This window comes from Mesorhizobium sp. C089B (assembly GCF_030323125.1).
Lineage (GTDB): Bacteria > Pseudomonadota > Alphaproteobacteria > Rhizobiales > Rhizobiaceae > Mesorhizobium.
The window spans coordinates 5,306,108-5,324,101 of sequence record NZ_CP100469.1 but is presented as its reverse complement, the minus strand read 5'-3'; the positions used below and the strand labels follow the sequence as shown (position 1 = coordinate 5,324,101).

17 protein-coding genes and 1 pseudogene are annotated in these 17,994 nt (G+C 63.6%); 1 reads left to right on the top strand and 17 read right to left on the bottom strand.

Annotated features, from left to right (window positions below; translation table 11 throughout):
- Nucleotides 1-29: 29 nt before the first annotated feature.
- Together nusA and rimP are read right to left on the bottom strand one after the other, a co-directional pair.
- Nucleotides 30-1,625 (bottom strand): transcription termination factor NusA, encoded by a 1,596-nt coding sequence (gene nusA, locus NLY44_RS26195; RefSeq protein ID WP_023669555.1) that lies wholly within the window; start codon nt 1,623-1,625, stop codon nt 30-32.
- 47 nt (nt 1,626-1,672) lie between these two features.
- Entirely contained in the window at nt 1,673-2,317 is a 645-nt protein-coding gene (gene rimP / locus NLY44_RS26190; RefSeq protein WP_023806296.1) for a ribosome maturation factor RimP, read from the bottom strand.
- Nucleotides 2,318-2,651: 334 nt separating this feature from the next.
- On the opposite strand from rimP, the gene NLY44_RS26185 reads away from it, so the two are divergent.
- Entirely contained in the window at nt 2,652-2,816 is a 165-nt protein-coding gene (locus NLY44_RS26185) for a hypothetical protein (protein ID WP_023806297.1), read from the top strand.
- Between the two features lie 42 nt (nt 2,817-2,858).
- Here the strand turns inward: NLY44_RS26185 and trmB are convergent, their stop codons facing one another.
- The 15 genes and pseudogenes from trmB to NLY44_RS26110 all read right to left on the bottom strand — a co-directional run bounded on the left by trmB (nt 2,859) and on the right by NLY44_RS26110 (nt 17,985).
- Complete coding sequence (gene trmB / locus NLY44_RS26180; RefSeq protein WP_023806298.1) at nt 2,859-3,560, bottom strand: tRNA (guanine(46)-N(7))-methyltransferase TrmB; 702 nt, start codon at nt 3,558-3,560, stop codon at nt 2,859-2,861.
- A gap of 139 nt (nt 3,561-3,699) precedes the next feature.
- Nucleotides 3,700-4,965: a methionine adenosyltransferase gene (metK, locus tag NLY44_RS26175; protein WP_023669551.1), complete on the bottom strand. Its 1,266-nt coding sequence runs from the start codon at nt 4,963-4,965 to the stop codon at nt 3,700-3,702.
- A gap of 222 nt (nt 4,966-5,187) precedes the next feature.
- Nucleotides 5,188-5,607, bottom strand: a complete 420-nt coding sequence (locus tag NLY44_RS26170) for a helix-turn-helix domain-containing protein (protein ID WP_023669550.1) — start codon at nt 5,605-5,607, stop codon at nt 5,188-5,190.
- Nucleotides 5,608-5,744: 137 nt separating this feature from the next.
- On the bottom strand, nt 5,745-7,337 hold the full coding sequence (lnt, locus tag NLY44_RS26165; RefSeq protein ID WP_023669549.1) for an apolipoprotein N-acyltransferase: 1,593 nt from the start codon (nt 7,335-7,337) through the stop codon (nt 5,745-5,747).
- A 165-nt stretch (nt 7,338-7,502) separates the two neighbouring features.
- A pseudogene (locus NLY44_RS26160) lies at nt 7,503-7,883 on the bottom strand (VOC family protein); the annotation flags it as partial.
- A 20-nt stretch (nt 7,884-7,903) separates the two neighbouring features.
- Nucleotides 7,904-8,998: a hemolysin family protein gene (locus tag NLY44_RS26155; RefSeq protein WP_023669547.1), complete on the bottom strand. Its 1,095-nt coding sequence runs from the start codon at nt 8,996-8,998 to the stop codon at nt 7,904-7,906.
- 28 nt (nt 8,999-9,026) lie between these two features.
- Entirely contained in the window at nt 9,027-9,533 is a 507-nt protein-coding gene (gene ybeY / locus NLY44_RS26150) for an rRNA maturation RNase YbeY (RefSeq protein WP_023669546.1), read from the bottom strand.
- A gap of 17 nt (nt 9,534-9,550) precedes the next feature.
- Nucleotides 9,551-10,543, bottom strand: a complete 993-nt coding sequence (locus NLY44_RS26145) for a PhoH family protein (RefSeq protein WP_027049340.1) — start codon at nt 10,541-10,543, stop codon at nt 9,551-9,553.
- Nucleotides 10,544-10,626: 83 nt separating this feature from the next.
- On the bottom strand, nt 10,627-12,036 hold the full coding sequence (gene miaB, locus NLY44_RS26140) for a tRNA (N6-isopentenyl adenosine(37)-C2)-methylthiotransferase MiaB (protein WP_023688746.1): 1,410 nt from the start codon (nt 12,034-12,036) through the stop codon (nt 10,627-10,629).
- 53 nt (nt 12,037-12,089) lie between these two features.
- Nucleotides 12,090-12,890, bottom strand: coding sequence for a lyso-ornithine lipid O-acyltransferase (gene olsA, locus NLY44_RS26135; RefSeq protein WP_023696735.1), 801 nt, complete (start codon nt 12,888-12,890; stop codon nt 12,090-12,092).
- Nucleotides 12,891-12,918: 28 nt separating this feature from the next.
- Nucleotides 12,919-13,413, bottom strand: coding sequence for a ribosomal protein S18-alanine N-acetyltransferase (gene rimI / locus NLY44_RS26130; protein ID WP_023669542.1), 495 nt, complete (start codon nt 13,411-13,413; stop codon nt 12,919-12,921).
- A complete protein-coding gene (gene tsaB / locus NLY44_RS26125; RefSeq protein ID WP_023711441.1) occupies nt 13,413-14,090 on the bottom strand; it encodes a tRNA (adenosine(37)-N6)-threonylcarbamoyltransferase complex dimerization subunit type 1 TsaB in 678 nt (225 codons plus the stop codon). Before tsaB ends, rimI begins: the two co-directional genes overlap by 1 nt.
- Nucleotides 14,091-14,197: 107 nt before the next feature.
- A complete protein-coding gene (locus NLY44_RS26120; protein ID WP_023669540.1) occupies nt 14,198-15,313 on the bottom strand; it encodes a DUF1513 domain-containing protein in 1,116 nt (371 codons plus the stop codon).
- 3 nt (nt 15,314-15,316) lie between these two features.
- A complete protein-coding gene (locus tag NLY44_RS26115) occupies nt 15,317-16,396 on the bottom strand; it encodes an imelysin family protein (RefSeq protein ID WP_023682016.1) in 1,080 nt (359 codons plus the stop codon).
- Complete coding sequence (locus tag NLY44_RS26110; RefSeq protein ID WP_023703488.1) at nt 16,396-17,985, bottom strand: di-heme oxidoreductase family protein; 1,590 nt, start codon at nt 17,983-17,985, stop codon at nt 16,396-16,398. Before NLY44_RS26110 ends, NLY44_RS26115 begins: the two co-directional genes overlap by 1 nt.
- Nucleotides 17,986-17,994: the final 9 nt, after the last annotated feature.

Below are 17,994 nucleotides of genomic sequence, written 5' to 3'. Positions count from 1 at the left end.
GGGCGGGTTGTGTGCGATGCGGTTTCACCTCACGCACCAACGGCTTCGTCAGCCGGGACCTGTTCGGCTGCAAGCTCGTCTTCGGTGATCCAGCCGGCCTTGAGGCGGGCTGCCAGAACCATCTGCTCGGCGTCGGCGCGCGACACGCCGTGATTGGCGAGCACACCCGGGAATACCTTGGTCTCGCCGTCCTTGCGTTCCTTCCAGCCGGTCAGGTCGTCGGCGGCATAGCCGGCGAAATCCTCGATCGTCTTCACGCCATCCTCGCCGAGCGTCACCATCATGGCGGTGGTGACGCCAGGGATCTCGCGCAGTTCGTCGGTGACGCCCAGCGCCTTGCGCTTGTCGTCATGCTCGGCTTCGATCTTCTCCAGATATTCGCGGGCGCGGGTCTGGATCTCCGAAGCGGTGTCTTCGTCGAAACCGTCGATCGAGGCGATCTCGCCCGAATCGACGTAGGCAACTTCCTCGACGCTGGTGAAGCCTTCGGAGGCCAACACCTGGCCGACCATCTCGTCGACATCAAGGGCTTCCATGAACAGCGACGAGCGTTCGACGAATTCCTTCTGGCGGCGCTCAGACTCCTCGGCCTCGGTCAGGATGTCGATGTCCCAGCCGGTGAGCTGCGAGGCAAGACGCACGTTCTGGCCGCGACGGCCGATGGCCAGCGACAGCTGGTCGTCGGGAACCACCACTTCGATGCGCTCGGCATCCTCGTCGAGCACCACCTTGGCGACTTCCGCCGGCTGCAGCGCGTTGACGATGAAGGAGGCGGCCGAAGGCGACCACGGAATGATGTCGATCTTTTCGCCCTGCAATTCGCCGACCACGGCCTGGACGCGGCTGCCGCGCATACCGACGCAGGCGCCGACCGGATCGATCGACGAGTCACGCGAAATGACGGCGATCTTAGCGCGCGAGCCTGGGTCGCGGGCGACCGACTTGATCTCGATGATGCCGTCATAGATTTCCGGCACTTCCATGGTGAAGAGCTTGGCCATGAACTGCGGATGGGTGCGCGACAGGAATATCTGCGGGCCGCGCTGTTCGCGGCGCACGTCGTAGACATAGGCGCGGACGCGGTCGCCGTACTTGTAGTTTTCACGCGGGATCAGCTCGTCGCGGCGGATAATCGCCTCGCCACGGCCGAGATCGACGATGACGTTGCCATATTCGACGCGCTTGACGGTGCCGTTGACGATCTCGCCGATGCGGTCCTTGTATTCGTCATACTGGCGGTCGCGCTCGGCCTCGCGCACTTTCTGCACGATGACCTGCTTGGCTGACTGGGCGGCGATGCGGCCGAAATCCATTGGCGGCAGCTGTTCGGCGATGAAGTCGCCAAGCTGGGCGTCCGGATTGCGCTCGCGGGCCGAGGAAATGGCGATCTGGGTGGCGTAGTCGTCGACCTTCTCGACCACTTCCATCAGCCGCTGCAGCTTCATCTCGCCGGTGTTGGCGTTGATGTCGGCGCGGATGTTGGTTTCCTGGCCGTAGCGCGAGCGCGCGGCCTTCTGGATCGCATCAGCCATGGCGGCAATGACGATCGACTTGTCGATCGACTTTTCACGCGCCACCGCGTCGGCGATCTGCAGCAGTTCAAGTCTGTTGGCGCTTACAACCATCTTATTTCTCCCGAGCTTGTTGCCGAGCTTTTAGGCCCGGCCGCTCATCATAGTTCCTGTTCGATTTCGTCTTCCGCGCCGCCTTCAGCACCTTCGGGTGCGTCATCAGGTTCGCCGCGGCGTTTCTTGGCTTCCTTGCGTTCCCGGTTGTCCTTCGAAAGGGCATCGCGAATAAGGTCGTCGGTGAGGATCAGCCGCACATCGGCGATCGCGTCATAAGGAATGCGAACCGTCGGCTCTTCGCCGTAGGCGGCCTTGTCGCGCTCGAGCAGCATGTCGTCTTCGCCGGCTTCGGCGATCTTGCCCTTGAAGCGCTTGCGGTCGGCGACCGGCACCGAGGTTTCCATCTTCACAAGATGGCCGGTCCAGGTGACGAAATCCGACTTGCGTACCAGCGGCCGGTCGATGCCCGGCGACGACACTTCGAGATGATAGGCCTTCTCGATCGGGTCATCGACGTCGAGCGCCGGCGACACAGCGCGGCTGACCTCTTCGCAATCCTCGACGGTCATGGTGCCGTCTTCGCGTTCGGCCATGATCTGCAGCGTCAGGCCGTTCTGGCCCGACAGATGCACCCGCACGAGACGGAAGCCAATGCCTCGCAACACCGGCTGAACGACCAGCGCGATGCGCGCATCGATACCGCTTTCGCGGATGATGCGGTCGTCGGCTTCGCTTGCCGTTGCAGTCATGCGGTTCCTGTCGTTCTCTGGATCAGGATGATCGTCGTCCCGAACCATCTCTTTGCTGATGGCTGACCGGCAGGTAATAAAAAGAGCGGGACCGGGTGGACCCACTCTTCGTCATACCGACCAAGAATTTGAGGCTGATATAAACGACCCCGGCCAGTGTTTCAAGTCTGTTAACGGGCCGGGCAGAGTGCAGCCGGCGACGGCTGGCAGGATTGCGCGGGGCGCATGCCGGCTATGCGGTAACGGCCCTGTGATCTCGGATGTCACATCGCTATCTATGGTGCACTGCACAAATCAAAGATGAGCGCGCGGTGGCGCGCGAAAGGTCAAGACAATGAGCAACCGTACCGTGTTTTCCGCCATAGGCGGGGCCTTTGCCCTGTTCGGCAGCGCCGTTGCCGCCTCGCGGGCCGTCGAAGCCGGCCGCAAGCCGCGCGCCAACGATCTGCGCCGGCTCGGCATGGACCCGACCGCTTTCGGCAAGATCGGCCGTTTCTGAAGCCAGACCGGCTGTTGATGCGGGACACTTTCCCGCATCGAACTATTTTCTGATGAAGGTGAGATAGGCCGGCCGTCGACCCTCGCGAATGGCTTTTGCTTCGTAGCGTGTGCCCGGCCAGCTCTCATAGGGCCGGTGCCAGTCGGCTGCGTCCTCCGCTTGCCATAGGAGCGCACCATGCGCCCGGCAGTGCAACAAGGTCCAGTTCACATAGGTGTCGATGTCGGAGGCGAAGCGGAAGCTTCCGCCCGGCTTCAGCACGCGCGCGAACCGATCGAGGTTGAGCGGGCTGACAAAGCGCCGCTTCCAATGCTTTTTCTTCGGCCAGGGATCGGGGTAGAGCAGATCGATGCCGTCGAGCGACGCCTGCGGCAGCCAGTCGAGCAGGCGCGTGGCGTCGTCGTCATAAACGCGAAGATTGGCAAGCGGCTTTTCCCGCACCGCCATCATCAGCTTGGCCATGCCGTTGACGAACGGCTCGACACCGATGAACCCGGTCGCCGGTGCCTCCGTGGCACGGTGCAGCAGATGCTCACCGCCGCCGAAGCCGATTTCCAGCCGAACCGTTGAAACATCCGCTGAGAATAGCGCGCGCAATTCTGCCGGTGCCTGGACGGAGAGGTCGAGGCCATAGGCCCCAAGACCGCTTTCCAGCGCCGCCGCCTGCTGCGGGCGAATGGTCTTGCCGTGCCGGCGGCCGAAGAACCCTTCGGTCGCGCGGCTCCGCCTGTCCTGTGGATCCATGGCCTGGTCGCGCGCCGCGCTTAGATTGAGATGAGATTTGGGATTGAGATGAGATTTGGCTGAAATCTCATCTCAATCTAATCCTTTGTTGGAGCACGATCTTTTCCAAAAAACCGGTACCCACTTTTTGGAATCATGCCTAAGCAGCGATCGCGTCCTTGAGCGCCTTGGCCAGATCGGTCTTTTCCCAGGAGAAGGACCCGTCTCGGCCGGCCTTGCGGCCGAAATGGCCGTAGGACGAGGTCTTTGCGTAGATCGGCTTGTTGAGGTCGAGATGCCTGCGGATGCCGGATGGCGACAAATCCATCACCGTGCGCAGCGCTTCCTCGAGCTTGGCCTCGTCGACCTTGCCGGTGCCGTGCAGGTCGACATAGACCGACAGCGGCTGGGCAACGCCGATGGCGTAGGACAGCTGGATGGTGCAGCGGTCGGCGAGCTTGGCCGCCACTACATTTTTGGCGAGATAGCGCGCCGCATAGGCGGCGGAGCGGTCGACCTTGGTGGTGTCCTTGCCGGAGAAGGCGCCGCCGCCGTGCGGGGCAGCACCACCGTAGGTGTCGACGATGATCTTGCGGCCGGTCAGGCCGGCGTCGCCGTCCGGTCCACCGATGACGAACTTGCCCGTCGGGTTGATGTACCACATGCAATCGTCGGCGATCTTGAGGTCGCCGAGCGCCTCACGGATGTAAGGCTCAACGACCTTGCGGACCTTCTTGGAATCCCAGGTCGCGTCGAGATGCTGCGTCGACAGCACGATCTGCGTCGCTTCGGCGGCTTTGCCATCGACATAGCGAACGGTGACCTGGCTCTTGGCGTCGGGTCCGAGCTTGCCGGCTTCGCCGTTGTTTTCGTGACGGGCAGCGGCGAGCAGTTCGAGAATCTTGTGGCTGTAATAGATCGGCGCCGGCATCAGGTCCGGGGTCTCGCGGCAGGCATAGCCGAACATGATGCCCTGGTCGCCGGCACCCTCTTCGCCCTGGCGGTCGGCGGCGTTGTCGACTCCCTGGCCGATGTCGGGCGACTGGCCGTGCAGCAGAACCTCGATCTTTGCCGTCTTCCAGTGGAAGCCGGCCTGCTCGTAGCCGATTTCGCGGATCGCCTTGCGGGCGACCGACTTGAACTTGGCCGGGTTGACGACCGAATGCCCGGCGGCGTCCTTGAGGATGTTGCCGGCTTTGTCCCGCTTCAGCAGAGTATCGGGAACCCTTACTTCGCCGGCGATGACGACGCGGTTGGTGGTTGCGAGCGTCTCGCAGGCGACGCGGACTTTCCACGGGTCCATGCCGGTCTTCTTGGCCTCGCGATAGACCAGATCGACGATCTCGTCCGAGATGCGGTCACAGACTTTATCGGGATGACCCTCGGCCACGGATTCCGAGGTGAAGAAGTAGTTCTGCCGCGTCACGGGTGTCCCCTCTTGAAAAAACGATCGGCAGGGCTGCCGATTTTGGCGCGCCACGTGTTAACGGTGCCGGGCGCCGCTCGTCAAGCGGTGCCGCGGTTCTGGCATGAGTGCCGCAGCAATATATCTTGTACCACCGGCGGCTTGGCGCCGCCGGCAGTCGAGCCTCTGGGCTACTCGGGCCCGGGGGATTACTGGGGCCAATGGGTCAATCGACCCACCGAATCACTCGGCATCTTCGGCAGAAAGGGACTTCACAAGGTCGATAATCCGGCGGCGCACCTTCACATCCGCGATCTTGACGAACGCGCGGTTGAGCTGAAGCCCTTCCGGACTGCCGCAGAATTCGACGGCGAAAGCCATCGAAGTGTCCTCGGCAAATCCTCTATTACCCACCGGCTCCTGCCCTGGCGCATCCTCGAAAAAGAAGGCGACAGGCACGCTGAGTATCGAGGCTATTGCCTGCAGACGGCTGGCGCCGACGCGGTTCGTTCCTTTTTCATATTTTTGGATCTGCTGAAACGTAATACCGAGATTTTCACCAAGCTTTTCCTGGCTCATTCCAAGCATATTGCGCCGAAGGCGGACGCGACTTCCGACATGGATGTCGATCGGATTCGGTTTCTTCTTGTTTTCTTCTGTCATTTTTTCCTCGCCGAATTTTTCCGGCCTTTTCTATTTTTCTCGCCCAAACGAAGCCGGAGCCAACTGCCCCAACAGAAACACCAACCGACTTCGAGAAAATTAGGCGGTAACAGTATGAGTTTCTAATGTGTCGACTGTCAATTCACCCGTAGCCGTTGCCTTACGTTCAAGCTGAGGGCGATTGCGGCAAACACCAACATGATCAGCATTCCGTTAATGCGCCGCCCCGCGGCGGAGATGAAGGCTTGGCCGGAGATCGGCACCCGCACGTCGATGGCGCCACGTGCATCGACCGCCAATGCGTCGACGATGCGTCCCCGCGTATCGACAACGGCGGAAATGCCGTTGTTGGCGGCGCGCAACAGCGGCAATCCGTTTTCCACCGCGCGAATCTGAGCCTGCCTGAAATGCTGGTACGGCCCAGGCGTGTCGCCGAACCATGCGTCGTTGGTGACGTTCACAATAAGCTGGGATGACGTTGCGTCAACAGCCACAAGATCAGGAAAGATCACCTCGTAGCAAATAAACGGCAAGGCGCTGATGCCGCCGGGCAAAGCGATCGGATGGCGCTCGTTGCCGGCGGCGAAATTCATCGGCCCGGCGACGAGCTGTCCGATGCCGAAGCGGCTGAGCAGACCGGAAAACGGCAGATACTCGCCGAACGGGACCAGATGGACCTTGTCGACGGCATCAGCGATTTCGCCCTTGTCATCGATCGCCACCACCGAATTGTAGTAGCGGCTGTCGGCATCCGCCCCGGATCCGCGCTCCTCGCGCACGACGCCGGCAATCAGCATCTGACCAGGCTGCAGCATGTCGCCGACCGCGGTCAGCGCGTCCGGACGCTCGGTGAACAGGAAGGGTACCGAGGTCTCCGGCCACAGGATCAACTGCGGTTTGTTATGGCCGGGATCGGGCGCTGCGGCCGACAGGCCCATCATCGTGGCGAAGATGCGGTCGCGCACCGAGGCGTCCCATTTTTCGCTGAGGTCGACATCCGGTTGCACGATACGGACATCGAGAGTGCGGGTTGTCGGCTTGTCGGGGGTCGCGAGCCTGAAATAGCCGAAGCCAGCATGGGCGGCGACGAGAATGGCAAGCAGGACCACACCGAGACGGACATGCCGGCGTGCTGCAAGCAAGGCCGGCATGGCGAAGACAAAGACCGCCAGCGCGTTCATGCCGACCATGCCGGTCACCGACACGCTTTGCATCAACAGCGGCACGGGCATCGCCGCATAGCCGACGGCATTCCAGGGAAAGCCGGTGAACAGGAAGCCGCGCAGCCATTCCGTCAGGCCAAAAGCAAAGGCAAGGGCGGCAACGCGGCCAATATCGTTGGTCCATAACAGCCGCGCGACGACGGCGGCGAAGCCGTAGAAAAATGCCAGCGCCAAAGGAATGCCGACGACCGCGAAGGGTAAGGCCCAGGCGAAACTGTCGGCCTCGACCAGAAGCGCCTCGCCGATCCACCACAGGCCGGCGAGGAAATAGCCGAAACCGAACCACCAGCCGATGGCAAAAGTCGGCCGCAGGCGCCTGAGCCAGCCGTCGGAAGCCTCGCCGGTGGCGCCGTCGAGCAGCCAGACCAGCAGTGGAAACGAGACGAAACAGACGGCGAAGAAATCGTAAGGCGCCTGGGCGAGCACCGCCAGCGCCCCGGCAAGAAACGCCACCAGCGCGCGTCGCCAGCCCCAAAGCAGAATTATCCGGCCGGCAAGGCGCTCCATACAGACTTCCCAAGTCGCGCGAATCAGGAGCCAAGATTTATCAGATTTATTGAAACGCGAACCGGCCGATCGCTGCGCTATCGGTGCCATCCCTCGATGGTGAGCCCGCTCAGGTGCGGCCTCCTCGCGCGGCACGGTGCGCACGGTCTGGGTGAAGGTCCAGACATGGCCTTCGGGGTCGCGCGCCCGATACTGCCGTTCGCCGTAGAAATGGGCGGCAGGCTCCTCGACGATTTGGGCTCCAGCCGCCATTGCCCGCTCACAATGCACGTCCAGGCCGTCTTTCAGATGCACACAGACCGACTGAGTGTTCTTGCCGCCGACGCTTACCGGACTGGCAATATGATCGGCCCATTCGGAATCGACGATGATGTAGCCGTCGCCAAAACGCATTTCGGCATGGACCAGCCGTCCGTCGGCGTCGCTGACCACCATGCTCGGCTCGAAGCCGAAGGCCGTTTCGAGCCATTTCAATGCGGCTCGCGGGTCCTTGTAGAACACACCCGAGCCAAAGGTTGAGTGCTTGAAGGGATCGTCGATCGTCATCGGCCGGGCGACGTTCTGTCCTAGGCCTGCTCGGTGCGGGGGGCGGTCACGCGGCGGCGACGCTCGCCCTTCTGGTTCTGGACGATGCGCACCCGCTTGACGCGGCGCGGATCGGCGTCGAGCACGTGGAATTCGAAGCCGGGGATGGCTTGCACAACCTCACCACGCGCGGGCACGCGGCCCAGCGTGTTGAAGATCATGCCGCCGATCGTGTCGACATATTCACCATGCTCACCGGCGGTAAAGTCCTCGCCGATCATCTTGGCGACCTCGTCGATCTCGGCCTTGCCGTCGACGACGAACACGCCCTCGCCGGTCTGGGTGATCAGCGGCTCGTCCTCGTCATGCTCGTCCTCGATATCGCCGACGACCATCTCGACGATGTCTTCCAGCGAGGCGAGACCATCGGTGCCGCCATATTCGTCGATGACCAGCGCCATCTGGGTTCGCGTCGTCTGCATATGGCCCATCAGGTCGGAGGCAAGCATCGAGGGCGGCACGAAAAGCACCGGGCGGATCAGATTGAGGTCGCCGATGGTGCGGCCGAGATCGACCTGGGCGAGGTCGAGAAGCGTCGTTGCCGGCGTCTTCCTGGATGTTCTGCCCTTCTTGACCCGGGCGACCTTGGTGATGTGGGCCAGCACGTCGCGGATGTGAACCATGCCGCGCGGATCGTCGAGCGTCTCGGAATAGACCGGCATGCGGGAATGGCCGGACTGCTCGAACAGACCGAGCAGATCGCCCAACGTCGTGGTGATCTCGACGGCCTCAATATCGGCGCGCGGCACCATGACGTCCTCGACGCGTACCTCGCGCAGGCGCAATATGTTGTTGAGCATGGCGCGTTCGCCGGGCGAGAAAGACCCGGCATCGCTGGTCGTTTCGGCAAGCGCGCCGGCGATTTCCTCGCGCAGGCTGGTGCCGTTCCGCTGCCTGAAAAGGCCCAAGACGCGGTCGAACAGGGACGGACCGGCAGGCGATGGCTCGCTGGCAATGCCACCAGAAGCGGGGCTGCCGGAACTGGGACTCGGACTCGATCCCTCTTCCGTCGTATCGGAAGGCTTTGTCGCACTGCCAGCCTCGGGGCGGGCGGCAGTTTCTGGTTTGTCGTTCATCGTCGTCCGGTCAATTGGTCTTTTGTCATTACGTGTAGGGATCGGGAATGGCAAGCCTTGCGAGCGCTGAGCGCTCGATGGCTTCCATCTCATCGGCCTCTGCATCGGTCTCGTGATCGTAGCCCAGCAAATGCAGCAGGCCGTGGATGACGAGATGGGTGATATGGTTCTCGAAGGGCTTGTCTTCCAGGGCTGCTTCGCGCGCCACCGTCTCGGCGGCCAGCACGATGTCACCCAGCATGGGCGGCAGCTTGCCACCCCTGGGGAACGGAAAAACAGGGAAAGACAAGACGTTGGTCGCCTTGTCCTTGCCGCGCCAGCCGGCATTGAGGGTACGGATATGGGCATCGTCGGAAAAGACGATGCTGAGTTCGGAAGGACCGGCAGCAGCGGTTTCGGCAAAGGCAGCCGACACGGCGCGATCGACCAGACGCGTCAGCGCCGCCTCATCGGGCCAGTCGCCGGCCTCGACCGACATATCGATCTCGACGGGAACCGAACTATCCCCGCCGCCAGGTCTTATGTCTTCAGGCATGAGCCCGCATCGTCACATCAGCTCTCGGCGCCGAGGCCGCGCGCCAGCTTGGCGTCGCGGTCATAGGCCCTGACGATTTCGGCCACCAGCGGGTGGCGCACAACGTCGACATCGTTGAAGCGCACGGTTACCGCGCCCGCCACGCCGTCAAGGACACGCAAGGCTTCGACGAGGCCCGACTTGGTGCTTGGAGGCAGATCGATCTGCGTCGGATCGCCGGTGACGATCATGCGCGAATTCTCGCCGAGGCGGGTCAAAAACATCTTCATCTGCATCGGCGTGGTGTTCTGCGCCTCGTCGAGGATGACGGCGGCATGCGCCAGCGTGCGGCCGCGCATGAAGGCCAGCGGCGCGATCTCGATGACCTCGGCGGCAATGGCGCGCTCGACCTTGTCGGCCGGCATCATGTCGTAAAGCGCGTCATAGAGCGGCCGCAGATACGGATCGACCTTTTCCTTCATATCGCCGGGCAGAAAACCCAGCCGCTCGCCGGCCTCGACCGCCGGCCGTGACAGGATGATGCGCTCGACCATGCCGCGTTCGAGCAGCATCGCCGCATGCGCCACCGCCAGATAGGTCTTGCCGGTGCCGGCGGGGCCAATGCCGAAGACAAGTTCCGAACGCTCCAGCGCCCGCATATAGGCGTCCTGGTTGAGCGAACGGGCATAGATCGTCTTCTTGCGGGTGGAGATCTGGGCGGCCGAAACCTTGCCCTTGCGTTCCAGCGTCGGCAGCGTCAGCTGGTCGTCGGCGGCAATGGCCATGCGCACGGCGCCATCGACGTCGGACTGGCCAATGTCGGTGCCCTTCTGGAGAATGCCGTAGAGATTGTCGAGTGCGCGGCGCGCCTGTTCGGCCGCCGAGGCCGAGCCCTTGATGGTCAACTGGTTGCCGCGCGAGCGGATGTCGACGCCGAGCTTCTGCTCGAGCCGGGCCAGGTTCTCGTCGAACTGGCCGTACAGGGCGCTGGCAAGCTTGTTGTTGTCGAAAGTCAGAACGATGTGCGCCATGTCAGAGGCCCCGGATGTCTGGTTCTGGGGCAGAGTCTTCACTTCAGCAGCGCTCAACCGTCTCTCCTCATCTGCCGAGGCCATCAAGCCAACTCGGCGAACAGGCTATTGTAGCCCGTCTTCGTGATTCGCACCCGGATAATGTCACCGATTTCGCCGGCCTTTTCATCAACAATAACCGGCTGCAGCCAAGGCGAGCGGCCGACCTTCTGGCCGGCCTGACGGCCGGGCTTCTCGATCAGCGTGTCGATGGTGCTGCCGACCAGGCCCAGGCCGAAATCCTGCTGCTGCTTGAGCAACAATGCCTGCAGCTGTTGCAAGCGTTCATCCTTGACCGCTTCCGGCACGTGATCGGGCATATCGGCGCCCGGCGTGCCGGGACGCGGCGAATATTTGAACGAGAAGGCCGAGGCGTAGTTCACCTGGCGCACCAGACCCATCGTCGCCTCGAAATCGGCCTCGGTTTCGCCGGGGAAGCCGACGATGAAGTCACCGGACAGCGCGATGTCGCCGCGTGCAGCGCGGATGCGCTCGAGCAGCGCCAGATAGTCCTTGGCCGTGTGCCTGCGGTTCATCGCCTTGAGGATGCGGTCTGACCCGGATTGCACCGGCAGGTGCAGATAAGGCATCAAAGCCGGGAGGTCACGATGGGCAGCGATCAATTCGTCGTCCATGTCGCGCGGATGGCTGGTGGTGTAGCGCAGCCGCGCCAAGCCGGGAATCTCGGCTAGCCGGAACAGCAGGCGACCAAGCCCCCATTCCATGCCATCCTCACCCTTGCCGTGCCATGCATTGACGTTCTGCCCCAGCAGCGTCACCTCGCGCACACCGGCATCGGCCAGCCGCTCGGCTTCGGCGACGATCTGCGCCACCGGCCGCGACACTTCCGAGCCCCTGGTATAGGGCACGACGCAGAAGGTGCAGAATTTGTCGCAGCCTTCCTGCACCGTGAGGAAGGCGGTGACGCCGCGCTTGATCATTTCGGCACGCTTCGGCTGCGGCAGATGCTCGAACTTGTCCTCGATGGCGTATTCGGTCTCGACGATCTTCTCGCCGCCACGCACCCGGGCCAGCACATCGGGCAGCCGGTGATAGGTCTGCGGGCCGATGACCAGATCGACAGCAGGCGAACGGCGGATGATTTCCGCGCCTTCGGCCTGCGCGACGCAACCGGCGACGCCGATCAGCATTTCGCGCCCAACTGCTGCGCGTTCAGCCTTCATGTCGCGGATGCGGCCGAGCTCAGAATAGACCTTTTCCGCCGCCTTCTCCCTGATATGGCAGGTGTTGAGCAGCACCAGGTCGGCGTCGGCGATGACATCGGTCGCGGTGTAGCCGTCGGCTGCCAGCGCATCGGTCATGCGCTGTGAGTCATAGACATTCATCTGGCAGCCATAGGTCTTGACGAAGACCTTTTTGGCCGAGGCGGACGCCACAGCAGCGCTTTGCAAGGCGCTGTCGGTTTCGTTCCGCTCTATCGTGTTCAAATCCATCCGGCGGCTTCTAACGCCTTTCCGTGACAAAAAACAGACGATTCTAGGTTGCGCTACCGACTCTGGCGCGGGTCGGCGAGCGCGGCCTGCATCATGGCGCGCACCTGGCTTTCCATCAGCCTCGACGTTTCCTTGCGGTTCGAGCCCTTGGAAAAGGCGATGGGCTCGCCGAAATGCACCTCGACGTCAATGGCGCCTTCGGCCATCAGCACCTTGAGATGCGGCATCAGGTCCTGATCGCCGATCCAGGCAGCGAGCGGCCGGTGGCGACGGCCGAGAGGCACGCCGTGCACCCGCGTGTAGGCAATCGCCAGCGGCTGGATGAAGACCTGCTCGGCCGCGCCTTCCGAAATCGCCATCGAGGCGGCGCCGAACAAGGTGCTCTTGAACGGCAGGATGGTGTTGCCGTCGCCGGTAGAGCCCTCGGCAAACAGCACCATGGCGTCGCCCTTGGCCATGCGGCTGGCGATCTCGCTGGCCTGGTCGCCAGCTGTCCGCTTGCGCTCGCGTTCGATGAAGACCGTACGCTGCAGTTTCGACAGCCAGCCGATCAGCGGCCATCCCTCCATGTCCGCCCGAGCGATGAAGGTCACATCGGCAAAGGAGCCCAGCACCATGATGTCGGTCCAGGAGATATGGTTCGAGGCGACCAGCAGCGGGCGCTGGCTGGACAGCGCACCTTTGACATGGATGCGCAGGCCGAGCGTCCGGACGATGAGGCTGTGCCAGGCCTTCAGAATGACCGTCTCGCGCCAGATTCCGGTCTTCATCGACAGCAGCTGCAAAGGCACAAGGACCAGCGAACCGATGACAACGAGGCTCAGCGCCAGGAAGATCCTGATTTTTCCGATCATGCAGCTTGGCCCTGCCCCAAAACTTTGGCTAGCGAAGATCGCGGCGCATGACAAGCGCGCCGGTAGGACCATGTTCGGTCGAGCGGTAATAATTGGCGCGGTGGCCGACCTGGCGGAAACCCAGCCGCCGGTAGAGGGCGATGGCAGCGACATTGGTCTCGTCGACCTCAAGGAACAGCGCCTCGGCCCGCTGCGCATGCAATTCGCGCAGTACCGCGTCCATCAACTGCCAGCCGAGCCCCTGGCGGCGATGCGAGCGCGCCACCGCCACGGTCAGAATCTCGCCCTCGCCGGCTGCAAGCCTGGCCAGCACGAAGCCGACCGGCGGCTTGGCGCCCTGGCCGATTTCGCGCGCGGCATAGCCGAACACGGTTTCCTGTTCGAGCAACGCGGCGAACTCGCCATCGGTCCAGGGCCGGACGAAATCCTCGCGGTGCAGCACCGACGCTGCCGGGCTGTCGGCGATGGTCAGCGGCTCGAGCGCATAGTCCCTGCGGCGCGGCTGGAGGAAAGGGATGCGCATCACTTTTCCTGCCTCAACAGGATGAACCCGGCCTGCGCCTTGGCATCGGCGCCGCGCAGATAGAGTGGCTTCGGCTTGTCGCCCTCACCTTTTGCAGCGGCGAGCCGGGCGTAGACGGCAATGTCGGCGGTGGCAGCCGTCGGGCCGATATCGAAATCGCGACCGGCCGCGGCTGCGATCTGCACGGCGGCCGTGCCGGCAAGCACCGGACGATTGTCCGCCGCCATTCCCGCGGCTTGGGCAAGTGTGGTCACAGCCGGACCATAGCGCAAAATCGCTTCCGCATCGTAAAACGCCGCATGGATCTCCTCGCGGCCTGCATCGAGAGCCGCCAGGATCGGGCGGCCGGGAAATGCCGCCCTCGCCTCGGCCGCCAGCGCCTCCAGTGTCGTTACCCCGATCGCCGGGATCTTCAGCGCCAGCGCCAGGCCGCGCGCCGCCGAGACGCCCACCCGCAGGCCGGTGAAGGAACCCGGACCGATGGAGACCGCAACGGCGCCAAGGCCGGCATAATCGGTGCCGTCCGCTTTCAACGCTTCGTCAATGACAGCCATCAGGTGTTCGGCGTGGCCTTTGCCGAGATCGAGTACCGAGCGGCCGAGCTCTCTGTCGCCCGATGCGTCATAGACGCAAGCGGCGCAGAGATTGGCGGCACAGTCGATGGCGAGCAGTTTCATGGGCGACCGGTTCGAAAAACAGTCTCCCTCTGCCCGCCACGGCGCGCCGCCGCAAGAGCCAGCGCGTAAATTGTTAAGCGGCTTCGCTTCGGTGCAGGCCGGACGGCTTACGCCGCCGGCGCGATGCGCAGCATGTGGTTGTCCCAGACATAGTCGGGCTCGGAGCGCGTCGCGCCGCTGCCTTCGATGATTTCGCCGGCACCCGTGGTTGCCATGAAGCCCGGGCCGTCGGGCGCCAGGCCGCAGACCTCGACCAGCGCCTTGGTGGCGACGATCTTGCCGCTGGCGGCGTCGATGACGGCCAGCGAATTGCCTTCCGGCGAAGACACCGCGACCGTGCCGGCAATCGGGTTGGCGGCGACCGAGCCGATGTAATTCCGGAAGCCGGATAGCACGTCCTGCGGCATGTCGAGCAGCTGCAGCCCCTTGCCGCGCGTGGCGCGGCCGACCAGCGGTGGCCGCTCGGTGCCCGGCCCGCGGTACTGGCAGCCGAACCAGATGGTGCCTGTGGGGTCGGCATCCATGTGGCGAATCGACAGCTGGTGCAGAGCCGGCGGCAGTTCGTGCTTTTCGATGAGATCGCCGGTTGTGCGATCGACCAGCACATAGGACGGCTTCATGGTGGCGATGTTGAGCTCGGCGCGGCCATAGTCGGGATGGGTCTCGATGCCGCCATTGGCGATGGCGATCGTCCGGCCGTCTCCGAGCAGCAATAGCTCATGCGGCCCCATGCCATAGGTCGGAAACTCGCCGATGCGGCTGAACTTGGCCCGTGCGTCGTAGATCCCGACGACGCCGGCGGCATTGTCGAAATTGTTTTCGGTGACGTAAAGCAGCGCGCCGTCGGTGGAAAACACACCGTGGCCGAAGAAATGCCGACCGGTGATGCTGGCGATGGTCAGCGGCGGCTCGCGGCCGGCATGGTCGAAGACCACGGCGAAGGTGCCGGGTTGCCGGGCGAAGACCACGGAGCGCTTCGAGACCGGATCGAAGGTGACGTCGTGGCCACGGTCGGGCAGGTCGATCGCATGCAATACTTTTCCGGCTTCCGACAACACAGCGGCGCCAAAGCTGCCGTCGCGCTTGACGAAGGCGGTGGCAAAGACGGCATCGGCGGCAAGCGTGTCCGCCCAGGCCCGCGGCGCCATTGACGCGACGAAGCCGGCGCCGGCAGCTCTGAGAAAATCGCGGCGGTCCATCAGCGGCGTGCGTGTCGCAACCATTGGTCAGTCCCCGTCCAGTGACGAAAAGCCGGCGGTCAGGCCGAACTCGGCGGTTAGCCGGGTGCCGATCAAGCCCGACAGGCTGGAGGTGATCAGCGCGAAATGTTCGAGTTTTCCGCGCTCCGCGGGATCGGCGAGCGTCTTGTCGATCCGACCCTGGATGGATTTGGCAGTGGCAACGCCATTGATGAGCTGGATATGGATGGATTCCGCCATCCATCTGCTATCCTCGGGCAGCGCGTCGCCGAGCTTCGAGGCCTGGAACAGCGCATCAATGCCGGAGAGGTTGCCGGCTAATGAAAGGCCGGTGTTTTGCGAGCGCCAGTAGATCGCTTGCCTCGGCTTGTCACCCTGCGGTTTGGCGCCGAGAAAACCTTTGAGGCGCACGTCGCGCACCATTTCGAGTTCATTGATGAACACGCCGACCAATTCGGTCACCGCTTCAGTGCCGTCGCGGTAAAGCGCATTGTCGGGTCCGGGATTGGCCCACAGGCCTGCAAAACCGTCCGGTTTTTTCCAGGCGGCGTCGACATCGGCCGCCATGGTCTCGATATTCTTGGCGATCGCCGCGCCATAGGCGCAGCGATAGGGCTCGTCCTTGCCGACGAGCGTCTCGGCGCCGTCGCCGTAAAGCACGAACTCAAGCGCCCCTAATCCCTGCATCGCGACACTCTTGCCCGCCAGCTGCGCCGGATCGGTGGCGGTCGGATCCTTGCCGGCCAGCGCCGCCTGCACCTGCTTCAGGCCGATGCTCTTTCGGTCCGGCCAGTAGAGCATGCGCTCCAGCCGGTTGTTCTCCTTGATTGGCCCGAAGCCGATGATTTCAGCCGACGACCAGGCTGCGACCGTGGCCGAGAATCCGGCATGCGCGGCATCGAGGTTACCCTGCGACGGCGCCTGGCAGAGCGCGTCCATGGCCTTCGCCAAGGTGCCGGCATGGCCATGCAGGCTGGCATAGGCGGGGCGGACAAAGCCGTCGATCGCTCTTTGGATCACGTCGGAGGCTTTCACCGAGGCCGATGCCGGGGACGCACCGAACAGAGCCAATGGGAGGAGTAGAACAGGCAAAACCCGCTTGAGCATCAGAATGACTCCAGGAATTTGATGAGAGCATCGCGGTCGGCCGTATTGGCGGCGGCGAAGCGATCGCGCGCTTTCTGCCCCTCGCCACCATGCCACAGGATCGCTTCGGCAAGCGTGCGCGCACGCCCGTCATGCAGGAAGAAAGCGTTGCCGTTGACGGTCTTTGTCAGGCCGATGCCCCATAGCGGCGGGGTGCGCCATTCACTGCCCGTGGCATCGCCCACCGCCTGGCCGTCGGCAAGGCCAGGCCCCATGTCGTGCAGCAGAAAGTCGGAATAGGGCCAGATCAGTTGGAACGCCTGCGCCTTGTTCCCGCGCATGGTGACGAATTTCGGCGTATGACAGGCAATGCAGCCCATCTCGTAGAACAGCTTCTTGCCGGCGAGCACGGCGGGTGCGCCGACATCGCGCCGCGCCGGCACCGCAAGGTTCTGCGAATAGAAGGTGACGAGGTCCATCACCGGTGGTGGCGCCTCGACCGGGCCGAGCCGCTTCTGCACGCCATTGGGCATGGCCAAACAGGCCTCTTCGGCTGCGGTGCAATCGCCCCAGTGACTGGGCTCTTCCGGCGTCGAAATGCCGATGTCGCCGGCAAAGGCGTCCGCCGCCTGCTGGCGGATCGACGCGGTCTGGGCCTTCCAACCGAAGCGGCCAAGCGTCAGTTGCCCACTGCTGAGGTCACGCACCATGTTGGGCTTGCCGGAAATGCCGTCGCGGTCGTCGGGATCGGCATGGGCAAGGAGGTCGGCCGGCGCGATCTGCTCGATCAGGCCAAGGCCGATCATTGGCGGCGTCAGGCGCGGCGACAGCGTGGTGCGCGGGTCAAGCGGGCCGTAGCCAAGCCCGTCGACCGAATAGCTCGGCTTGCGCAGCCAAACCAGGCTGCCGTCGCCGAGCGTGACCTTTTCCTCGCGATAGTCGACATACATGCGGCCTTCGCCCTTGAGGCCGGGCACCGCCAGTCCCTGCAACTGCGCGCCGTAGACCGGATCGGGGAAGTTCAGCACCTTGTGCGCGGCGATCTCGGTCTTTTCCTCGGCCGTGCTCGCATCGCGCGCTAGCCGCAGGAACATCGACGTGGTGCGGCTGTCGGCGGCCGGCGGGCGGCCGCGGCCATCCTTCAAATGGCAATTCTGGCAGGCGCGCTCGTTGAACAGGGGTCCGAGACCGTCCGAGGCCTGGGTCGAGGATGGCGACGACACCCAGTTCTTGCGGAAAAGCGCATTGCCGAGCTTGAAATTGCCCTGTTCCTCGAAGGTAATGTTTTCAGAGGGTTGCGAGAAGGCGTCGCGGTCGACCTGCTTGCGCGACGTGCCGGCGCCGCCTTGCATCGTTTCGAAGGATTCGGGCTTGGAGAAATCCTGGGTTGGCCTGGTAACTGCAAGGACGCGGGCCTGGTCCTTCGGCGTCAGGTCGGTGCGGCTCGTGGCGAGGCCGACCGGTTCCGACGATCCGGCCAGGGCCGGGGCCAAAATTGCCGCCAGGGTTACAACCGAAAGCCCGCGAAAGGCCTGATATCGCGGGTTTTTGAGGAGCAGCGGGCCGGCGGCCCGCCGCAAGCGGCGCAGAATATCTATGGGGCGCCGCATTCCTGCATG